This window comes from Rhodovulum strictum, assembly GCF_009649175.1.
Lineage (GTDB): Bacteria > Pseudomonadota > Alphaproteobacteria > Rhodobacterales > Rhodobacteraceae > Rhodovulum > Rhodovulum strictum.
Window position 1 is genome coordinate 33,005 of record NZ_WJPO01000004.1, and the last position, 16,760, is coordinate 49,764.

At 68.4% G+C, this 16,760-nt stretch carries 16 protein-coding genes; 7 read left to right on the forward strand and 9 right to left on the reverse strand.

The window, feature by feature from the left end; translation table 11 throughout:
* Positions 1-20: 20 nt before the first annotated feature.
* Positions 21-1,841 carry a translational GTPase TypA gene (gene typA, locus GH815_RS04155; RefSeq protein ID WP_153747495.1) on the forward strand — a complete coding sequence of 607 codons (1,821 nt, stop codon included), beginning with the start codon at positions 21-23 and terminating at the stop codon, positions 1,839-1,841.
* 115 nt (positions 1,842-1,956) lie between these two features.
* Here typA and GH815_RS04160 read toward each other — a convergent pair whose 3' ends face one another.
* The 3 genes from GH815_RS04160 to GH815_RS04170 all read right to left on the reverse strand — a co-directional run bounded on the left by GH815_RS04160 (position 1,957) and on the right by GH815_RS04170 (position 5,745).
* Positions 1,957-2,244, reverse strand: a complete 288-nt coding sequence (locus GH815_RS04160) for a DUF1330 domain-containing protein (protein WP_153747496.1) — start codon at positions 2,242-2,244, stop codon at positions 1,957-1,959.
* Between the two features lie 3 nt (positions 2,245-2,247).
* Positions 2,248-4,902 (reverse strand): alanine--tRNA ligase, encoded by a 2,655-nt coding sequence (alaS, locus tag GH815_RS04165; protein WP_153747497.1) that lies wholly within the window; start codon positions 4,900-4,902, stop codon positions 2,248-2,250.
* Positions 4,903-4,998: 96 nt separating this feature from the next.
* Positions 4,999-5,745 (reverse strand): GNAT family N-acetyltransferase, encoded by a 747-nt coding sequence (locus tag GH815_RS04170; protein ID WP_153747498.1) that lies wholly within the window; start codon positions 5,743-5,745, stop codon positions 4,999-5,001.
* 108 nt (positions 5,746-5,853) lie between these two features.
* On the opposite strand from GH815_RS04170, the gene msrB reads away from it, so the two are divergent.
* Positions 5,854-6,249, forward strand: coding sequence for a peptide-methionine (R)-S-oxide reductase MsrB (gene msrB / locus GH815_RS04175; RefSeq protein WP_153747499.1), 396 nt, complete (start codon positions 5,854-5,856; stop codon positions 6,247-6,249).
* Between the two features lie 21 nt (positions 6,250-6,270).
* On the opposite strand, the gene GH815_RS04180 is transcribed toward msrB, so the two are convergent.
* A complete protein-coding gene (locus GH815_RS04180) occupies positions 6,271-6,654 on the reverse strand; it encodes an outer membrane protein assembly factor BamE (protein WP_343030656.1) in 384 nt (127 codons plus the stop codon).
* Positions 6,655-6,817: 163 nt separating this feature from the next.
* On the opposite strand from GH815_RS04180, the gene GH815_RS04185 reads away from it, so the two are divergent.
* Positions 6,818-7,369, forward strand: coding sequence for a YceD family protein (locus tag GH815_RS04185; protein ID WP_246176308.1), 552 nt, complete (start codon positions 6,818-6,820; stop codon positions 7,367-7,369).
* 115 nt (positions 7,370-7,484) lie between these two features.
* Here GH815_RS04185 and GH815_RS04190 read toward each other — a convergent pair whose 3' ends face one another.
* The 4 genes from GH815_RS04190 to cysS all read right to left on the reverse strand — a co-directional run bounded on the left by GH815_RS04190 (position 7,485) and on the right by cysS (position 12,268).
* A complete protein-coding gene (locus GH815_RS04190; protein WP_153747501.1) occupies positions 7,485-8,252 on the reverse strand; it encodes a squalene/phytoene synthase family protein in 768 nt (255 codons plus the stop codon).
* The gene (locus GH815_RS04195; RefSeq protein WP_246176310.1) at positions 8,249-8,965 is read right to left on the reverse strand and encodes a class I SAM-dependent methyltransferase; all 717 of its coding nucleotides are present in this window, start codon (positions 8,963-8,965) and stop codon (positions 8,249-8,251) included. The genes GH815_RS04190 and GH815_RS04195 overlap by 4 nt, the downstream gene beginning before the upstream one ends.
* Positions 8,965-10,593: a citramalate synthase gene (gene cimA, locus GH815_RS04200; protein ID WP_153747502.1), complete on the reverse strand. Its 1,629-nt coding sequence runs from the start codon at positions 10,591-10,593 to the stop codon at positions 8,965-8,967. The genes GH815_RS04195 and cimA overlap by 1 nt, the downstream gene beginning before the upstream one ends.
* 190 nt (positions 10,594-10,783) lie before the next feature.
* Positions 10,784-12,268 carry a cysteine--tRNA ligase gene (cysS, locus tag GH815_RS04205; RefSeq protein WP_153747503.1) on the reverse strand — a complete coding sequence of 495 codons (1,485 nt, stop codon included), beginning with the start codon at positions 12,266-12,268 and terminating at the stop codon, positions 10,784-10,786.
* Between the two features lie 108 nt (positions 12,269-12,376).
* On the opposite strand from cysS, the gene GH815_RS04210 reads away from it, so the two are divergent.
* A complete protein-coding gene (locus GH815_RS04210; protein ID WP_153747504.1) occupies positions 12,377-12,709 on the forward strand; it encodes an MmcQ/YjbR family DNA-binding protein in 333 nt (110 codons plus the stop codon).
* Between the two features lie 74 nt (positions 12,710-12,783).
* Complete coding sequence (locus GH815_RS04215) at positions 12,784-14,172, forward strand: pyridoxal phosphate-dependent decarboxylase family protein (protein WP_153747505.1); 1,389 nt, start codon at positions 12,784-12,786, stop codon at positions 14,170-14,172.
* A 19-nt stretch (positions 14,173-14,191) separates the two neighbouring features.
* On the opposite strand, the gene GH815_RS04220 is transcribed toward GH815_RS04215, so the two are convergent.
* Positions 14,192-14,791, reverse strand: a complete 600-nt coding sequence (locus tag GH815_RS04220) for an outer membrane protein (protein WP_246176312.1) — start codon at positions 14,789-14,791, stop codon at positions 14,192-14,194.
* Positions 14,792-15,024: 233 nt separating this feature from the next.
* On the opposite strand from GH815_RS04220, the gene GH815_RS04225 reads away from it, so the two are divergent.
* Complete coding sequence (locus tag GH815_RS04225; protein WP_153747506.1) at positions 15,025-15,879, forward strand: TPM domain-containing protein; 855 nt, start codon at positions 15,025-15,027, stop codon at positions 15,877-15,879.
* A 75-nt stretch (positions 15,880-15,954) separates the two neighbouring features.
* Positions 15,955-16,710: an SDR family NAD(P)-dependent oxidoreductase gene (locus tag GH815_RS04230; RefSeq protein WP_153747507.1), complete on the forward strand. Its 756-nt coding sequence runs from the start codon at positions 15,955-15,957 to the stop codon at positions 16,708-16,710.
* Positions 16,711-16,760: the final 50 nt, after the last annotated feature.

Consider the following 16,760-nt stretch of genomic DNA (forward strand, 5'->3'; position numbering starts at 1 on the left):
ATCCCCCAGAGGCCAGACCCATGGACATTCGCAACATCGCGATCATCGCGCATGTGGACCACGGCAAGACGACGCTTGTGGACCAGCTCTTGAAGCAATCCGGTTCCTTCCGCGAGAATCAGGCGGTGGCCGAACGCGCGATGGATTCGAACGATATCGAACGCGAACGCGGCATCACCATTCTCGCCAAGGCGACCTCGGTCGACTGGGACGGGCATCGGGTGAACATCGTCGACACCCCCGGCCACGCCGATTTCGGCGGCGAGGTCGAGCGGATCCTGTCGATGGTCGATGGCGTCGTGCTGCTGGTCGATGCCGCCGAAGGGCCGATGCCGCAGACCAAGTTCGTCACCTCCAAGGCGCTGGCGCTGGGGCTGCGTCCCATCGTGGTGCTGAACAAGGTCGACAAGCCCGAGGCCGAGCCCGACCGCGCGCTGGACGAGGTGTTCGACCTGTTCGCGAATCTCGGCGCCAACGAGGAACAGCTTGATTTCCCGCATATGTATGCCTCGGGTCGGTCGGGCTGGGCCGATCACAGTCTGGACGGGCCGCGCAAGGATCTGCATGCGCTGTTCGACCTGATCCTCGACCATGTGCCCGCGCCGAAACAGCTTGCCCATGTGGACGAGCCGTTCCGCATGCTGGCCACCACGCTCTCGGCCGATCCCTTCATCGGCCGCATCCTGACCGGCCGGATCGAATCGGGCCGGGTGCGTGCGGGCGACACGGTCAAGGCGCTGTCGCGCAGCGGCGAGGAACTGGAACGCTTCCGCGTCTCGAAGGTACTGGCCTTCCGCGGGCTGTCGCAGACCGCCATCGACATGGGCGAGGCGGGCGATATCGTGACGCTGGCGGGCATGTCTAAGGCTACCGTCGCCGACACGCTCTGCGCGACCGCCGTGACCGAACCCCTGCCCGCCCAGCCCATCGACCCGCCGACGATCTCCGTCACCTTTGGCATCAATGACAGCCCGCTCGCGGGGCGCGACGGCAAGAAGGTGCAATCGCGGGTGATTCGCGAACGGCTGATGAAAGAGGCCGAATCGAATGTCGCGATCAAGGTGACCGACACGCCGGGCGGCGAGGCCTTCGAGGTGGCAGGCCGCGGCGAATTGCAGATGGGCGTCCTGATCGAGAACATGCGCCGCGAGGGGTTCGAGCTGTCGATCTCACGCCCGCAGGTGCTGACCCGCGAGGAGAACGGCCAGCGGCTGGAGCCGGTCGAGGAGGTCACGGTCGATGTGGACGAAGACTATTCCGGCGTCGTGATCGAGAAGCTGACCGGCCCCCGCCGCGGCGAAATGGTCGAGATGCGCCCCGCGGGCGTCGGCAAGACGCGGATCGTGGCGCATGTGCCCTCGCGCGGGCTGATCGGCTATCACGGCGAGTTCCTGACCGACACCCGCGGCACCGGCGTCCTGAACCGGGTGTTCCACGCCTGGGCGCCCTGGAAGGGAACAATCCCGGGGCGGCGTGCGGGCGTTCTGATCTCGATGGAGGCGGGCACGGCGGTGGCCTATGCGCTGTTCAACCTCGAGGAACGCGGGCGGCTGTTCATCGGGGCGCAGGAGCCGGTCTATCAGGGCATGATCATCGGCGAGCACTCGCGCGACAACGACCTGGAAGTGAACCCGCTCAAGGGCAAGAAGCTGACCAATATCCGCGCCGCGGGCAAGGATGACGCGGTGATCCTGACGCCGCCCGTGCGGATGAGCCTGGAAGAAGCCATCGCCTATATCGACGATGACGAGCTGGTGGAGGTGACCCCCGGCGCGATCCGTCTGCGCAAGCGCTTCCTCGATCCGCACGAGCGCAAGCGCCAGTCCCGCGCGGCGGGCTGAGGGCCGGCCCCTTGCGGGGCCGGGCGCCTGCGGCGCGTGGGTATTTGGACCAAGAAGAAGACCAAGCGCCGCGCCCCGTCCCCGGGATGCGGCGTTTCCCTTTCCGGCGCGCGCGTCAATCGGTGGTTTCGACCACCATCAATTCCCGCTCCGAGGCGCCGCGGGCATGGTCCAGCGCGGCCTGGTATTCGGGGCTGTTGTAGCAGGCGACCGCCGCCTCGAGGCTGGGGAAGCGCGCCACGACATTGCGCGGGCGTTCGCGGCCTTCGAGCTGCACGAACCGACCGCCCCGCGCGATGAAGGTGCCGCCATGGGCGGCGATGGCGGGTCCGGCCAGTTCGGCATAGCGGCCATAGGCCACCGGGTCGGTGACGGTGACATGGGCGATCCAGAGCGCACCCATCGCTCAGCCCTCCAGCAGGGTTTCGGCGGCGCGGATCGCGGCCTCGGCATTGGCGATGTCGCGCGCGCCGCCCTGGGCCATGTCGGGCCGCCCGCCGCCGCCCTTGCCGCCCAGTTCGGCAACCGCCGCCTTGACCAGATCGACGGCCGAGACGCGGGCGGTCAGATCGTCGGTCACGCCCGCGGCGACCGCCGCCTTGCCCTCGGCCTCGGCGATCAGAAGGATGGCGCCGGTTCCGAGCCGGGCCTTGTGCTCGTCGATGAGCGGCGGCAGATCCTTGCCCGAGACGCCCGACAGCACCTGCGCAAGGAAGGGCACGCCGCCCACCTGACGCGCTTGGGGTGCGGCGCCGGGACCGGCCAGCGCCAGTTCGCGGCGCAGGCTGGCCACCTCGTTTTCCAGCGCGCGGCGCTCGTCGACCAGCGCACGCACGCGCGCCGCCACCTCTGCGGGCTGGGCGCGCAGGATCTCGGCCACGTCCGCCAGGCGGTTCTGCTGCGCGATCAGATGCTCGAGCGCACCCTGCCCGGTAAGCGCCTCGATCCGGCGCACACCGGCCGAGGATGCGCTGTCGCCCAGCACCACGCAAAGCCCGATATCGCCGGTGCGCCGGACATGGGTGCCGCCGCACAGCTCCAGCGACCAGGTGTTGCCGTCCTGCCCCTTGCCGGTCGGCGCGCGGCCCATCGAGACCACGCGCACCTCGTCGCCGTATTTCTCGCCGAACAGCGCCTGCGCGCCGATGGCGCGGGCGTCGTCCGGCGTCATGATGCGGGTTTCGACCGGCGAATTCTGGCGGATGAAGGCGTTGACCTCGCTCTCGACCGCGGCCAGTTCCTCGCGGCTCATGGCCTTGGAATGCGAGAAATCGAAGCGCAGCCGGTCGGGCGCGTTCAGCGAGCCCTTTTGCGCGACATGCTCGCCCAGGGTCTGGCGCAGCGCCTCGTGCAGCAGGTGCGTGGCCGAGTGGTTGGCGCGGATCGCGCCGCGGCGGGCGTGATCGACGCGCAACTCAAGCGGATCGCCGACCGACAGCCCCCCCCTGGCGGGCGTGACCTTGTGGGCGAACAGCCCGCCGGGCATCTTCTGGGTGTCGTGGATCACGCCAGAGGCATCGGGTTTCAGCCAGGTGCCGCTATCGCCCACCTGCCCGCCGGATTCGGCATAGAACGGGGTCTGATTGACCACCATCCAGCCGGTCGTGCCTTCGGGCAGCGCCGCCACCTCGGCCCCGTCCACGACCAGCGCCATCACCTGGCCTTCGGCCACTTCGGTTTCGTAGCCCAGGAATTCGGTGGCGGCCACGCGCTCGGCGATCTCGAACCAGATGGTCGCCTCCTTCGCCTCGCCCGAGCCGGCCCAGCTTGCGCGCGCCTTGGCCTTCTGCTCGGCCATGGCGGCGTCGAAGCCCGCCACATCGACCCCGCGCCCCATCTCGCGCAGCGCGTCCTGCGTCAGGTCGAGCGGGAAGCCATAGGTGTCGTAAAGCCGGAAGGCCGCTTCGCCGGGCAGCGCCGCGCCCTCTGGCAGCCGGGCCAGTTCGTCGTCCAGCAGGCGAAGGCCGCGATCAAGCGTCTGCTTGAAGCGGGTTTCCTCAAGCTTCAGCGTCTCCTCGATCAGCGCCTGCGCGCGGCGCAGTTCGGGATAGGCCGCGCCCATCTGGGTCACCAGCGCGCCCACCAGCCGATGCATCACCGGATCCTGCGCGCCCAGCAGATGCGCGTGCCGCATCGCGCGGCGCATGATCCGGCGCAGCACATAGCCGCGCCCGTCATTGCCGGGCGTCACCCCGTCCGCGATCAGGAAGGAGGTGGAGCGCAGATGGTCCGCGATCACCCGGTGATGGACATTTCCCGGCCCGTCCGGCTCGGACGATGTCGCATGCGCCGATGCCTCGATCAGCGCGCGCATCAGGTCGGTGTCGTAATTGTCGTGCTTGCCCTGCAACAGCGCGCCGATCCGTTCCAGCCCCATGCCGGTGTCGATCGATTGCGCGGCCAGTTCGCGGCGGCTGCCATCCTCGAACTGTTCGTACTGCATGAAGACCAGGTTCCAGATCTCGATGAACCGGTCGCCATCCTCGTCCTTGCTGCCGGGCGGGCCGCCCCAGATCGACGGGCCATGATCGAAGAAGATTTCCGTACAGGGGCCGCAGGGGCCGGTGGGGCCCATCATCCAGAAATTGTCGTTCGTGGGGATGCGGATGATCCGCTCGTCGGGCAGGCCCGCGACCTTCTTCCAGATCGCGGCGGCCTCGTCATCGGTGTGATAGACGGTGACCAGCAGACGATCCCTGGGGATGTCGAAATCGCGGGTCAGCAGCTCCCAGGCAAAGGGGATCGCGTTTTCCTTGAAATAGTCGCCGAAGCTGAAATTCCCAAGCATCTCGAAGAAGGTATGATGCCGCGCGGTATAGCCGACATTGTCCAGATCGTTGTGCTTGCCGCCCGCGCGCACGCATTTCTGCGAGGTGGTGGCGCGGGTGTAGTCGCGCTTCTCGACCCCGGTGAACAGGTTCTTGAACTGCACCATGCCGGAATTGGTGAACATCAGCGTGGGGTCGTTGCGCGGCACAAGGGGCGAGCTGTCGACCACCTCGTGGCCGTTCTTCTCGAAATAGCTCAGAAAGGTCGAACGGATGTCGTTCAGGCTGGGCATGTCGGTCGCGCCTCGGGGTCTCGGAATTTCCGATCCGATGTATCGCCGCGCGCGGGGGCTGTCCATGGCCAAGGCGGCGCCGGGCCCGCCTGCCCCTCAGCCCGCGGTGGCGCGCAGCAGACGCTTGCGCGCAGGCGGGATCGCGCGAATCTCGAGCCCGGTGAACACATGCAGCGTGTTGAGGTCGCGATCGACCACCGCATGGTCTGAAACCCAGCCGCCCATCACCAGATAGCTGCGCAGAAGCGGCGGCATCGCCAGCATGGCGCGCTTGGCATCCGGCTTGCGGCGGCGCAGCCGCTGGGCAAAGCGGAAGACATTGGGCGCCTTGACCCGCGGCAGCCAGCGCGGGGGGGCAAGATGGCGCTCGGTCAGCAGCGCGAAGGCATCCATATGCGCCGCAGCCTCGGTGCCCTTGAAAGAGGAACAGCCGAACAGCATCTCGACGCCGGTCTCGTCGACAAAGCGCGTCATCGCGCCCCATGCGACGCGCAGGATGTCCGGGTCGCGCCAGTCGGGATGGATGCAGAAGCGCCCCATCTCGACCATCGGCCCGTCAAACTCGGCCAGCGCCGACAACTCGTAATACTGCGCCGAATAGCTTTGCCCGATCTCGGCCCCGCCCTTGAGCGGCATGAGCCGGAAACAGCAGACCAGTTCGCCGCTGCGCGCCTCCTCGACCAGCACATGGCGGCAAAGCGCGTCGAAGGCGTCGGCATCCAGCCCCTCGGGCGCGTCGGGCGTGGCGCGGAAAGTCAGGTAGCGCAGACGCTGCGCGGCCTCGATATCGGCCGGTGTCTCTGCGAGACGGGCGCCATAGCGCCCCTTGCGAAGTGACAGCATCTTGACCGCTCCCGCGGGCTGGCGGACGGCGCGCGCCCGACTAGATATGTTCACGACGCCGTTAGCACACAAATCATGACACTTGAAGGACGGGGCACAAGCGACAGCATGACCCACAAGATCTCCAGAACCGATGCGGAATGGCGGGCGCAATTGTCCGACCTGGCCTACAAGGTGACGCGAAAGCATGGCACCGAGCGCGCCTTTACCCATGACGATTTCCCCAAGCGGCCGGGCAGCTTCCGCTGCATCTGCTGCAATGCTGTGCTGTTCGATGCCGCAGACAAGTTCGACAGCGGCACCGGTTGGCCCAGCTTCACCCGGCCGGCAGACGCGGATGCGGTGGGCGAAACCACCGATCGCAGCTTCTTCATGACCCGGACCGAGGTGCATTGCGCCCGCTGCGACGCCCATCTGGGCCATGTCTTTCCCGACGGCCCGGCGCCCACGGGGTTGCGCTACTGCATCAACGGGGTTGCGCTGGATTTCGAGGAAAGGGGCTGAACCGGCCCCGCCCTCCGGGGCCTAGCGCGGCCCCAGAACGTCATCGGCGCGGAAATTGCCGAGGTTGCGGAACAGCTGGCCAAGGAACGAGATGCCCTGGACATTCGCCTCGGTGACGCGACGATTGAGCGCAATCACCCGGCCCTGTTCCAGACCGAAGCGCTCGACATTCTCGACGGTGCCGTTGGGGCCAAACGAGATCGCCACCACCTGCCGGTCGACATTCTCGGGCGCGCGGGGGCCGACCGTCTTCCAAGTATTCTCGACGTAATACCACGCCTCGTCGCGCATCACGCCATTGACCGAGGGGGTGCCGACCAGTTCGGCCACGCTGTCGCGGGTATCCACACCCACCACGATCCCGGCCAGATCCTCTTCGGACGGAGCGTAGCCGTTCTTGCGCATGATCGGGGAACAGCCCGCAATCGACGCGCATAGCACGACGACGAGCGCCAGTCTGGCGGAACCTGCCCGGGGCCTTGCCATGCCAACCTCTTGTCACAAGGGCTCTTGCCTCCTAATCCGCTTACATCAGAGAGCCACCCGGGTTCAAGGAAGGAACGTCGCCATGACCGATACCGGGCCCACCCCGATGACGATCCGGCTTGCCGCGCTGTCCGGCCGTGCTGCCCTGCCGCTAAGCGTGCTGCCCGATGCCGCAGCGCAGGAGGCAATGGCCGCGCGGCTGGGACTGCTGGGGCTCAGAAAGCTGCGCTTCGAGGGCGAACTGGCCCCCGAGGGGCGGCGCGACTGGCGGCTGTCGGGGCGACTGGGCGCGACCGTGGTCCAGCCCTGCGTGGTCACCCTGGCCCCGGTGACGACGCGGATCGAGACCGATCTGCTGCGCCTCTACCGCGCCGGGATGGCGGCGCCGGCCCCGGGCAGCGAGATCGAGATGCCCGAGGATGACAACGAGGAGCCCCTGCCTGACCGGCTGGAACTGCTCGCGGTGATCGAGGAGGCGCTGGCACTGGCGCTGCCGCTTTATCCGCGTGCCGAGGGGGCCGAGAGCGGCGAGGCCAGCTTTGGCCCGCCGGGGGTGGCGGCGATGCGGGACGAGGACACCAGGCCCTTTGCCGCGCTGGCCCGGCTGAAGGGGTACAAGGACGGGGCGGACTAGCGGCACCCGCCCTGCGGGTTTCGCCTCGCTTGCGCGAGGCGACCGGGGCCGGGGGCTGCGCCCCCGGCCTTTTGGGTATTTGGGCCAAGAAGAAGAGGCAGGCGTGGATGCGGGGCTACCAGCGTCCGGTCAGGCTGCGGATCAGCAACCCCGCGCGGCGGTGGAATTCCGAGGTCGCAAGCCGGCCCTCGGCCACCCTTGCGGGCTCGGCCGCGGCGCGGCGGAGGATCGTGCCCGCGCGCCAGGCGCTCAGCGCGGCGGGGGTTGCGGCGGGGGGAATCGTGGCGCGCTGGCGGCGCGCGGCGGCGAGCCGGGCAAGGCCGTGGCGGGCCAGGGCCGCGACAGCTTCGGGGCGGCCATCGACCAGCGGCAGGCGGCCGCGCGCCGCGAGATCGGGCACCGCCACGAGCCAGTTGGCGATGCCCTGGGCGAAGGCCAGATCGCGCAGCGCCCGCTCGCCCGTTGCGGCGCCCAGAACCCGCGCCGCGACCCACATCAGCGTGCCGAAGCCTGCGTCGATATGCGCCTCGAATGCTGCCTGATCGGCAAAGGGCGCGCGGGTGCAATCCCAGCGGCGCGCGGCCACGAGAGAATCAAGCAGCCTTGCGCAATCGGGGTCGAGCACCTGCGCCAGCGGTGTCGCGACCTCGTGGCGACGGACCGGGCCGCCGCGCGCGATCTCGTCCAGCACGTCGCGCCACCATTGCAGGCGCATCTCGGCAATCAGCGGCTCCTGGGTCAACCAGGGCGCGCGCGCCACCTCGACATTGAAGGCGTAAAGCGGCAGCAGCCTTTCGCGCGCCGCAACCGGCGCAGTCATGGTCGCGAGGAAGCGGTCTGGATCGCCCCGCCGGACGATCTCGGCGCAGGCGTCAAGGCTCATCGCGGCCGGGCCACGGTCAGCAGATAGCCGTATTCGGCGCGGCAGGCGCGCCAGGTGGCGATTTCATCCTCGGCTGCCGTCAGCACCTCGGCCAGCGCTGGCGGGGCGCCGGGACGCAGCGTGGCGATCCGGTCTTCCATCGGCTGGAAATAGTCCTCCCATGCCGCATCGGACAGGGGGCGCTGGCCAAGGACCGTGTAGCCCGCCGCTTCGACCTGCGCCGCGATGCCGGCCGCGTCGGTGATCTGCGGGTATTCCCGGTCCCAGAAGGTGCGCGCCCGGGCCGAGGGCGCCGCGGTGAACCAGCAGGCTTCGGAGAACGCGACCGCGCCGCCCGGGGCCAGCGCGGCGCGCCAGCGGGTCAGCCCCTCGGTCACGCCAAGGAAATAGAGCGCACCGGCCGACCAGATCAGATCGAAGGGACCGCCGAGCGTGCCCATGTCGCCCTGGCGCACCCGCACCCGCGGCTCGTCCGCGAAACGGGCCGCCGCGCGGGCGGCATAATGGGGGTGCAGTTCCACCGCCTCGACCCGGCCGCGCGGCACATGGGCCAGCAGCGCCGCGATATCCGCCCCCGGCCCGCAGCCCGCGTCGCAGATCGCGCCATCCTCGGGCACGCCTGCCAGCGCCAGTGCCCAGTTCAGGCTGTCGTCGTCACTCGGCCCGCCGCGGGGCAAGTCGTCGTAAAGCGTGAAGAAGGCTTCCATGTCCATCAGGCTTTCCCCGATACCGGCGCCCCGTCGCGCACCAGTTTCCACACGACCGCATCCAGCAGCGCCTCGAAACTGGCATCGACGATATTGGGCGAGACCCCCACCGTGGCCCAGCGCCGCCCCTGCCCGTCCTCGCTGTCGATGATGACGCGGGTCACGGCCTCGGTGCCGCCATTGGTGATGCGCACCTTGAAATCGACCAGTTTCATGTCGTCGATATAGGGCTGATAGAGGCCCAGATCCTTGGCCAGCGCCCGCCACAGCGCGTTGACCGGCCCGCGGTCGCGCCCCTCGGCATCGCGGCTTTCCGAGACCGACAGCTTCTTTTCGCCGCCCACCTTGACCACCACCACCGCCTCGGAATGGCTGACCATCCGGTCATAGCGGTTCTTGCGCCGCTCGACCGTGACCCGGTAGCGCTTGACCTCGAAAAAGGCGGGCAGCCGGTCCAGGATGCGCCGCGCGACCAGTTCGAAACTGGCCTGCGCGCCGTCATAGGAATAGCCCTCGCCCTCGCGCGTCTTGACCTCGTCGAGGATCGCGGCGAGCCGCGGATCGCCCTCGGGCACATCGAGCCCCGCCTCGGCCAGCCGCCTTCGCAGGTTCGACTGCCCGGCCTGGTTCGACATCGGGATGACCCGGACATTGCCGACAAGGGCAGGATCGACATGTTCGTAGGTCGCCGGATCCTTGAGGATGGCACTGGCATGCAGCCCCGCCTTGTGAGCAAAGGCCGAGGCGCCGACATAGGCCGCCGCCTTGCGCGGCACGCGGTTGAGGATGTCGTCCAGAAGCCGCGAGGCCCGCGTCATCCCGGTCAGCGCCGCTTCCGTCACGCCGGTTTCGAACCGGCTGGCATAGGGCTCCTTGAGCAGGAAGGTCGGGATCAGCGTGGTCAGGTTGGCATTGCCGCAGCGTTCCCCCAGCCCGTTCAGCGTGCCCTGCACCTGCCGCGCGCCCGCATCGACGGCGGCCAGGCTGCCCGCCACCGCGTTGCCGGTATCATCATGGGTGTGGATGCCGATCTGCGTGCCGGGGATGCCGCGGGCGATCACCTCGGCCGTGATCGCGCCGATCTCATGGGGCAGCGTGCCGCCATTGGTGTCGCACAGCACGATCCAGCGCGCGCCCGCCTGATGCGCGGCCATCAGGCAATCAAGCGCATAGGCCGGGTCGGCCTTCCAGCCGTCGAAGAAATGTTCGGCATCGAACAGCGCCTCGCGGCCCTGACGGGTCACATGGGCGATGGATTTCGCGATGTTTTCGAGGTTCTCGTCCAGCGTGATGCCCAGCGCGGTCGTGACGTGGAAATCATGGGTCTTGCCGACCAGGCAGACACTTTGCGTATTGGCGTTCAGGACGGCGGCCAGCACCTCGTCATTCTCGGCCGACCGCCCCGCCCGCTTGGTCATGCCAAAGGCAGTCAGCCGCGCGCGGGTCTTGGGCGCGGTCTCGAAAAAGGCGCTGTCGGTGGGGTTGGCGCCGGGCCAGCCACCCTCGATATAGTCGACGCCGAGCGCGTCGAGCGTGCGGGCGATGCGGCACTTCTCGTCGGTCGAGAACTGCACGCCCTGCGTCTGCTGCCCGTCGCGGAGCGTGGTGTCGTAGAGGGTGAGGCGTTCCTTCATCGGCAAGGTATCCGGTCGAAAAGGAGGGCAGCGCCCGAGCCTGGGAGGGCACCCGCGACGGCCGGGCGGCCTGAGACGGCGCAACCGCCCATGCCAGCACTTCGGCGCAGGACGTCACCAAGGCGCCCTCCCGGGGGGAGGGTCGGGCGCTGCCCGGCGTGCTGCCGGGCGATGCGGCTCGGGCCTAGCATCATTCCGACTCGAACGTTTCGCCAATGGCCTCAAGCCTGGTCGGATCAAAATCGGGACCGGGGATGAGTTCAACGCCCTCCTTCGACATACGAACCTCAATCCCGGCGGCAACAAGGGCTGTCTTACCGGCATCGACTATGGAAAAGTCCTTGGTCTTCATTGCCGCAGCGCGCAATCGCAGGAGCCCCTGCGCAAGGCGTTCCGCGACAACGGGATCAATCACGGGCACGGTTCTTTCACCGAAGCAGCGATTGAAGAGACCCAGAAACGCCAGAGAGTCTGCCAAACTCTGAGCCGCTTTCAGACATTTTGGATGCTCATCGTCATCTGCGAAAGCAGCAAGTACATGCAAAGCCTGCAGCGCCTCGTGGGTGTTGAGATCCTGTGCAAGAGCTTCAACGACCGCTTCATCGACTCTAGTAACCTCAGGGACCACGTCTGGCAGTTTCCTTAGAACAAGGCCATGCCAACCCTCCAATGTCCGTTTGGCGTCGCCCGCCTTCTCCGCCGTCCAGTCCATCGGCTTGCGGTAATGCGTCGACAGGAACACGAAGCGGATCACCTCGCCCGGCACTTTCCAGCCGCCGCTCCAATTTCCGTCCAGCAGGTCGCGCACGGTGAAGAAATTGCCCAGGCTCTTGGACATCTTCCTGCCCTCGACCTGCAGCATCTCGTTGTGCATCCAGACCCGGGCGAAACCGCCCTCGGGGTGGGCGCAGCAGCTTTGGGCGATCTCGTTCTCGTGGTGGGGGAATTGCAGGTCGATGCCGCCGCCGTGGATGTCGAACGACGCCCCCAGCAATTCATGCGCCATCGCCGAACACTCGATGTGCCAGCCCGGCCGCCCCCGGCCCCAGGGGCTGTCCCAGCCCGGCAACTCGTCGTCCGAGGGCTTCCACAGGACGAAGTCCATCGGGTCTTCCTTGAACGGCGCCACCTCGACCCGGGCGCCCGCGATCATGTCGTCGACAGACCGGCCCGACAGCGCGCCATAGGCCGAATAGGACCGCACCCGGAACAGCACATGGCCCTCGGCCGCATAGGCATGGCCCTTGGCAATCAGCCCCTCGATCATGGCGATCATCGCCCCGATCCACTCGGTCGCGCGCGGCTCGCGGGTCGGGCGCAGCGCCCCCAGCGCATCCATGTCGGCATGATACCAGCCGATGGTCTCGTCCGTCCGCTCGCGGATCAGATCCTCCAGCGACCGCGGATCGCCCGCCGCGCGCCGTGTCTGGGCGGCGGCGTTGATCTTGTCATCGACATCGGTGAAATTGCGTACATAAGTCACCGCGCCCTCGCCATAGACATGGCGCAACAGCCGGAACAGCACGTCAAATGTGACGACCGGCCGGGCATTGCCCAGATGCGCCCGGTCATAGACGGTGGGTCCGCAGACATACATCCGCACATTCGCGGGGTCGATGGGCTCGAACGTCTCCTTGCGGCGCGTCCTGCTGTTGTAAAGGCGGATCTCGGTCATGGCGTGGTCCTTCGCGCGCGTCCCGGGCCGGGTTCTGGCATATCCGGGCCGCGATGGGAATATGCCGACCGGCTTGCACAACCGCGCGCCACGGGGCACCCTGCCCGCATGACCGAGGATCAGATCATCGCCTTTTGCGACGCGCTGCCCGGCGCCACGCGCAACCAGCCCTTCGGCCCCGAGGCCGAGGTCTGGAAACTCGGCGGCAAGATCTTCGCGATCCTTGCGTCGGGCGCGGGCCGGGTCTCGCTCAAATGCCCCGATCCCGCCTTCGCCGAGATGCTGATCGAAACCGGCCGCGCCACCCGCGCCCCCTATCTGCCGCGCGGCGGCTGGATCGCGCTGCCCGCCTCCGATCCCGATCTTGCCCACCGCCTGACAGAAAGCCACGCCACCATCCGCGCCAGCCTGCCCAGACGCCTGCGCGACAGCCTCGGCTGAGACGCCGCGCCCCCTTGCCCCTTTTTCTGGCCCCAAATATCCCCGCCGGAGGCATCCGACAGGAGACAGGGGCGATGGACCACGACGATCTGGCGCATTGGTCGAAACGCGCCGCCGACTGGGCGCGCGACTATCACCGGGGGCTGCGCGACCGCCCCGTGCGTGCGCAGACGACCCCCGGCGCCACCGCCGCCCGCCTGCCCGCCGCACCGCCCGAACAGCCCGAACCGATGGAAACCATCTGGGCCGATTTCCAGGCGTTGGTGCCCGATGCCATGACCCATTGGCAGCATCCCCGCTTCTTCGCCTATTTCCCCGCCAATGCCGCCCCCGCCTCGATGCTGGCCGAGCAACTGGCCAATACGATGGCCGCGCAATGCATGCTCTGGCAGACCGCCCCCGCCGCGACGGAACTGGAACAGGTGACGGTGGACTGGCTGCGTCAGGCGCTGGGGCTTGCCCCCCGCTTCACCGGCACGATCCATGACAGCGCCACCACCGCCACACTCTCGGCGGTGCTGACGATGCGTGAACGCGCGCTGGGCTGGGCGGGCAATGCGCAGGGTCTCTCGGGCCAGAAGCGGCTGCGGCTTTATGCCAGCGCCCAGACCCATTCCTCGGTCGACAAGGCGGCGCGGCTGTCGGGGATCGGGCAGGATAACCTGGTCAAGGTGCCGACAGACGCGACCCACGCAATGGACCCCCGGGCGCTCGAGGCCGCGATCCGGGCCGATCTGGCAGCGGGCTACCTTCCGGCGGGCGTGATCCTCTGCGTCGGCGGCACCGGGATCGGCGCCATCGACAGGATCGCGGAAACGCTGGCCATCGCCCGGGCGCATCACCTTTACACCCATGTCGATGCCGCCTGGGCGGGCTCGGCGATGATCTGCCCGGAATTCCGGCCGCTATGGGAGGGGATCGACGGGGCCGATTCCATCGTCACGAACCCGCATAAATGGCTGGGCGTGCAGTTCGATTGCGCGGTGCAGTTCCTGGCCGACCCCGCGCCGCAGGTGCACACGCTGGGGCTGCGCCCCGATTACCTGGAAACGCTGGGCCAGTCGGAGGTGACCGATTTCAACGAATGGACGGTGCCGCTGGGCCGCCGCTTCCGGGCGCTGAAACTGTGGTTCGTGCTGCGCGCGCATGGGCTGGAGGGATTGCGCGCGCGCATCCGCAACCATGTCGCCTGGGCCGCCGAGGCGCGCGATGCCATCGCCGCCCTGCCCGGTTTCGAGATCGTGACCGAGCCGCGGCTGTCGCTGTTCACCTTCGCACTGGACGGGGATGACGCGACCGAGGCGCTTCTGAAACGGGTCAATGATGATGGCCGCATCTACCTGACCCAGACGCGGCATCAGGGCCGCTTCGTGATCCGGGTGCAGGTCGGCGCGTTCGATTGCACGCGCGAGGATGTGATGATGCTGCCCCGCGTGCTGGCAGAGCTGAGCGGGGCGGCCTGACGCCGCCCCGCCCGCCGGTTCAGAACCGGAACGAGGCGCGCAGCGTCGCGGTGGTGGCATTGCCGCCCACGCCCGAGCTGCCGAACTCGTCGAAATCGTGGTAAAGAACTTCGCCGCCAAGGATCCAGGACGGCGAGGGCTGCCAGGCCAGGCCCACACCCACGAACGGCCCGGTTTCGCTGCCCAGCGAGGTCTTGGCCCGCGCCGCGCCCGCCGTGCCGTACAGCATCGTCGGCCCCATGTCGTAGCCGACCTGCCCCTTGAGCCGCCAGATATCGTCCAGTTCCTCGGTGCCGCCCGCAAGGCTTATATCGGCGCGGTCATAGTCAAGCTCGATGCCCGTGACCATCGTGCCCATGTCCCAGCGATAACCGGCATGCAGGCCGTAAAACTCGCCATTGCCGCCGCTGGTGCCCGAGACGTTCACATCGCCATAGCCAAGCTGCACACCGCCGTAAAAGCCACCCCAATCGCCGCTGGGTGCAGGGGCGGGGGCGGGAACGGCGGTGATGACCGGCGCATCGGCGGGGGCCGGATCATAGCTGCCGGCCAGTGCCGGACCAGAGGCGGCGGCGCCCAGCGCCATGGCCAGGGGAAGGCCAAATCGAACCTGTTTCATGGGAATACTCCTTGCTTCCGGTTCCGGTCGCCATGCGGACAGGGCCCGCAGGGGCGCCCTCGTGTGACTTATAAAGGGCCGTTTCGGTCGCCGGAAAAGGGTTGAACACGGGGATGTGAGCCTTGCGGAGCGCGCGGCCCCGTCCCGGCAGCTTTCCGCCGGGCCGGGGCTGGACAAGCGGCGGACACTCGCCCAGCCTTCGCTCGACGCGCCCGCATCCCCGGAGACCGCCCATGTCCCGCCGCCCTGCCCTGATCCTGACGGTCCCCTTGATGCTGGCGCAGACCCCGGCATTCGCCCAGACCGGCACCTGGCCCGCGCTTGACGATCTATATGTCAACGACCATGCCGCGATCATCGAGGCCGCGGCCGAGGACCGTCTGCGCGCCGCCCTTGCCGCGCTGCGCGCCGAAACCGGGGTCGAGATGACCGTGGTGACCATCGCCCGCCGGTCCGATTACGGCTATCTCGGCCTGTTCGAGGATTTTGCCACCGATCTGTTCAATACCTGGGGCGTGGGCGATGCGGTGCGCAATGACGGCATCCTCGTTCTGGTCGCCCATCGCGACCGCGAGATGCGGCTGGAACTGGGCGCGGGCTATGCGCGCGACTGGGACCGCGTGGCGCGCGATGTGGTCGAGGACAGTTTCCTGCCGCTGTTCCGTCAGGACCGCTATTCCGAGGGGATCGAGACCGGCACGATGGCCGCCATTGCCCGCATCGCCCGGCCCCATGCAGCGGGCAAACCGCCCGGATCCGGGTCCGGCACGGGCGGATGGGGTGCGGGGCTGCTGCCGCCGCTGCTGTTCGCGGTCTTCCTTGTGGCGATCGCCTTCCGGCGGCGGCTGGGCGATCTGGGCCTGCGCGTCCGGCGTTGCCCCGGTTGCGGCCATCGCGGGCTGCACCAGAGCCGCGAGGTGATCCGCCCCGCCACTGGCACCGAGGTCGGCGAGGGGCGGCAGATCACCTCCTGCCCCGCCTGCGGGCGGCGCGACACGAAAACCTACCCGATCTCGCGCCCCGGCGGGTCGAGCGGCGGCTTCGGCGGCGGCAAGTCGTCGGGGGGCGGCGCCAGCGGGCGCTGGTAGGCCGCAAGGACGCATGGACAAGCCGCGCGGCCCGCGGCTAGCTCTGGCAAAACTGGCCGAAAGGGAGGGGAAACCATGCGGATCAGCGAAACCAAGGCCATCGTGACCGGGGCCGCGTCGGGGCTGGGGGCGGCGGCGGCGCGCGCACTCTGCGCGGGCGAGGCGGCGGTGACGATCCTTGACCGCGACGCCGAACGCGGCATGGCGCTGGCGGCAGAAATCGGCGCGGGCTTTCAGCCGGTCGATGTCACCGACGAAAGCTCGGTCGCCCAGGCCATCGGCGAGGCGGTGGCGCAGATGGGCGGGCTGACCGCCTGCATCAACTGCGCCGGAATCGCTACCGCCGAGCGGGTGCTGGGCCGGAACGGGCCGCATGCGCTGGAAAGCTTTCGCCGCACGGTCGAGATCAACCTGATCGGCAGCTTCAACGTGCTGCGCCTGGCGGCGGCCGAAATGGCGAACAACGATCACGAGGCCGATGGCTGCCGCGGCGTGATCGTCAACACCGCCTCCATCGCCGCGTTCGACGGGCAGAAGGGCCAGGCCGCCTATGCCGCGTCAAAGGGCGCTGTCGCCGCAATGACGCTGCCCTTGGCCCGCGATCTGGCGAATCTGCGCATCCGGGTGATGGCCATCGCGCCCGGCGTCTTTCGCACCCCGATGCTCGAAGGTCTGGGGCAAGAGGTGATGGACGGTCTGGCCGCCGATGTGCCGAACCCGCCGCGGCTGGGCGATCCGGCGGAATACGCCGCCCTTGTCTGCCACATCATCGAGAACTGCTATCTGAACGGCGAGGTGATCCGGCTGGACGGTGCGCTTCGAATGCGCTGAGGGCGGGCATCGCGCGGGCTTGCGCGCGTCCCCGCCCGGGCCTATCAGAC

What these genes read in the sequence shown, in the direction of transcription:
- GH815_RS04225 (WP_153747506.1), top strand. Translation starts at nt 15,025, where the DNA reads ATGTCCCGCCGCCCTGCCCTGATCCTGACGGTCCCCTTGATGCTGGCG.
- msrB (WP_153747499.1), top strand. Translation starts at nt 5,854, where the DNA reads ATGACCCACAAGATCTCCAGAACCGATGCGGAATGGCGGGCGCAATTG.
- cimA (WP_153747502.1), bottom strand. Translation starts at nt 10,593, where the DNA reads ATGAAGGAACGCCTCACCCTCTACGACACCACGCTCCGCGACGGGCAG.
- GH815_RS04190 (WP_153747501.1), bottom strand. Translation starts at nt 8,252, where the DNA reads ATGAGCCTTGACGCCTGCGCCGAGATCGTCCGGCGGGGCGATCCAGAC.
- GH815_RS04215 (WP_153747505.1), top strand. Translation starts at nt 12,784, where the DNA reads ATGGACCACGACGATCTGGCGCATTGGTCGAAACGCGCCGCCGACTGG.
- GH815_RS04185 (WP_246176308.1), top strand. Translation starts at nt 6,818, where the DNA reads ATGACCGATACCGGGCCCACCCCGATGACGATCCGGCTTGCCGCGCTG.
- alaS (WP_153747497.1), bottom strand. Translation starts at nt 4,902, where the DNA reads ATGCCCAGCCTGAACGACATCCGTTCGACCTTTCTGAGCTATTTCGAG.
- GH815_RS04220 (WP_246176312.1), bottom strand. Translation starts at nt 14,791, where the DNA reads ATGAAACAGGTTCGATTTGGCCTTCCCCTGGCCATGGCGCTGGGCGCC.
- GH815_RS04170 (WP_153747498.1), bottom strand. Translation starts at nt 5,745, where the DNA reads ATGCTGTCACTTCGCAAGGGGCGCTATGGCGCCCGTCTCGCAGAGACA.
- GH815_RS04160 (WP_153747496.1), bottom strand. Translation starts at nt 2,244, where the DNA reads ATGGGTGCGCTCTGGATCGCCCATGTCACCGTCACCGACCCGGTGGCC.
- GH815_RS04210 (WP_153747504.1), top strand. Translation starts at nt 12,377, where the DNA reads ATGACCGAGGATCAGATCATCGCCTTTTGCGACGCGCTGCCCGGCGCC.
- GH815_RS04230 (WP_153747507.1), top strand. Translation starts at nt 15,955, where the DNA reads ATGCGGATCAGCGAAACCAAGGCCATCGTGACCGGGGCCGCGTCGGGG.
- GH815_RS04195 (WP_246176310.1), bottom strand. Translation starts at nt 8,965, where the DNA reads ATGGACATGGAAGCCTTCTTCACGCTTTACGACGACTTGCCCCGCGGC.
- GH815_RS04180 (WP_343030656.1), bottom strand. Translation starts at nt 6,654, where the DNA reads ATGCGCAAGAACGGCTACGCTCCGTCCGAAGAGGATCTGGCCGGGATC.
- typA (WP_153747495.1), top strand. Translation starts at nt 21, where the DNA reads ATGGACATTCGCAACATCGCGATCATCGCGCATGTGGACCACGGCAAG.
- cysS (WP_153747503.1), bottom strand. Translation starts at nt 12,268, where the DNA reads ATGACCGAGATCCGCCTTTACAACAGCAGGACGCGCCGCAAGGAGACG.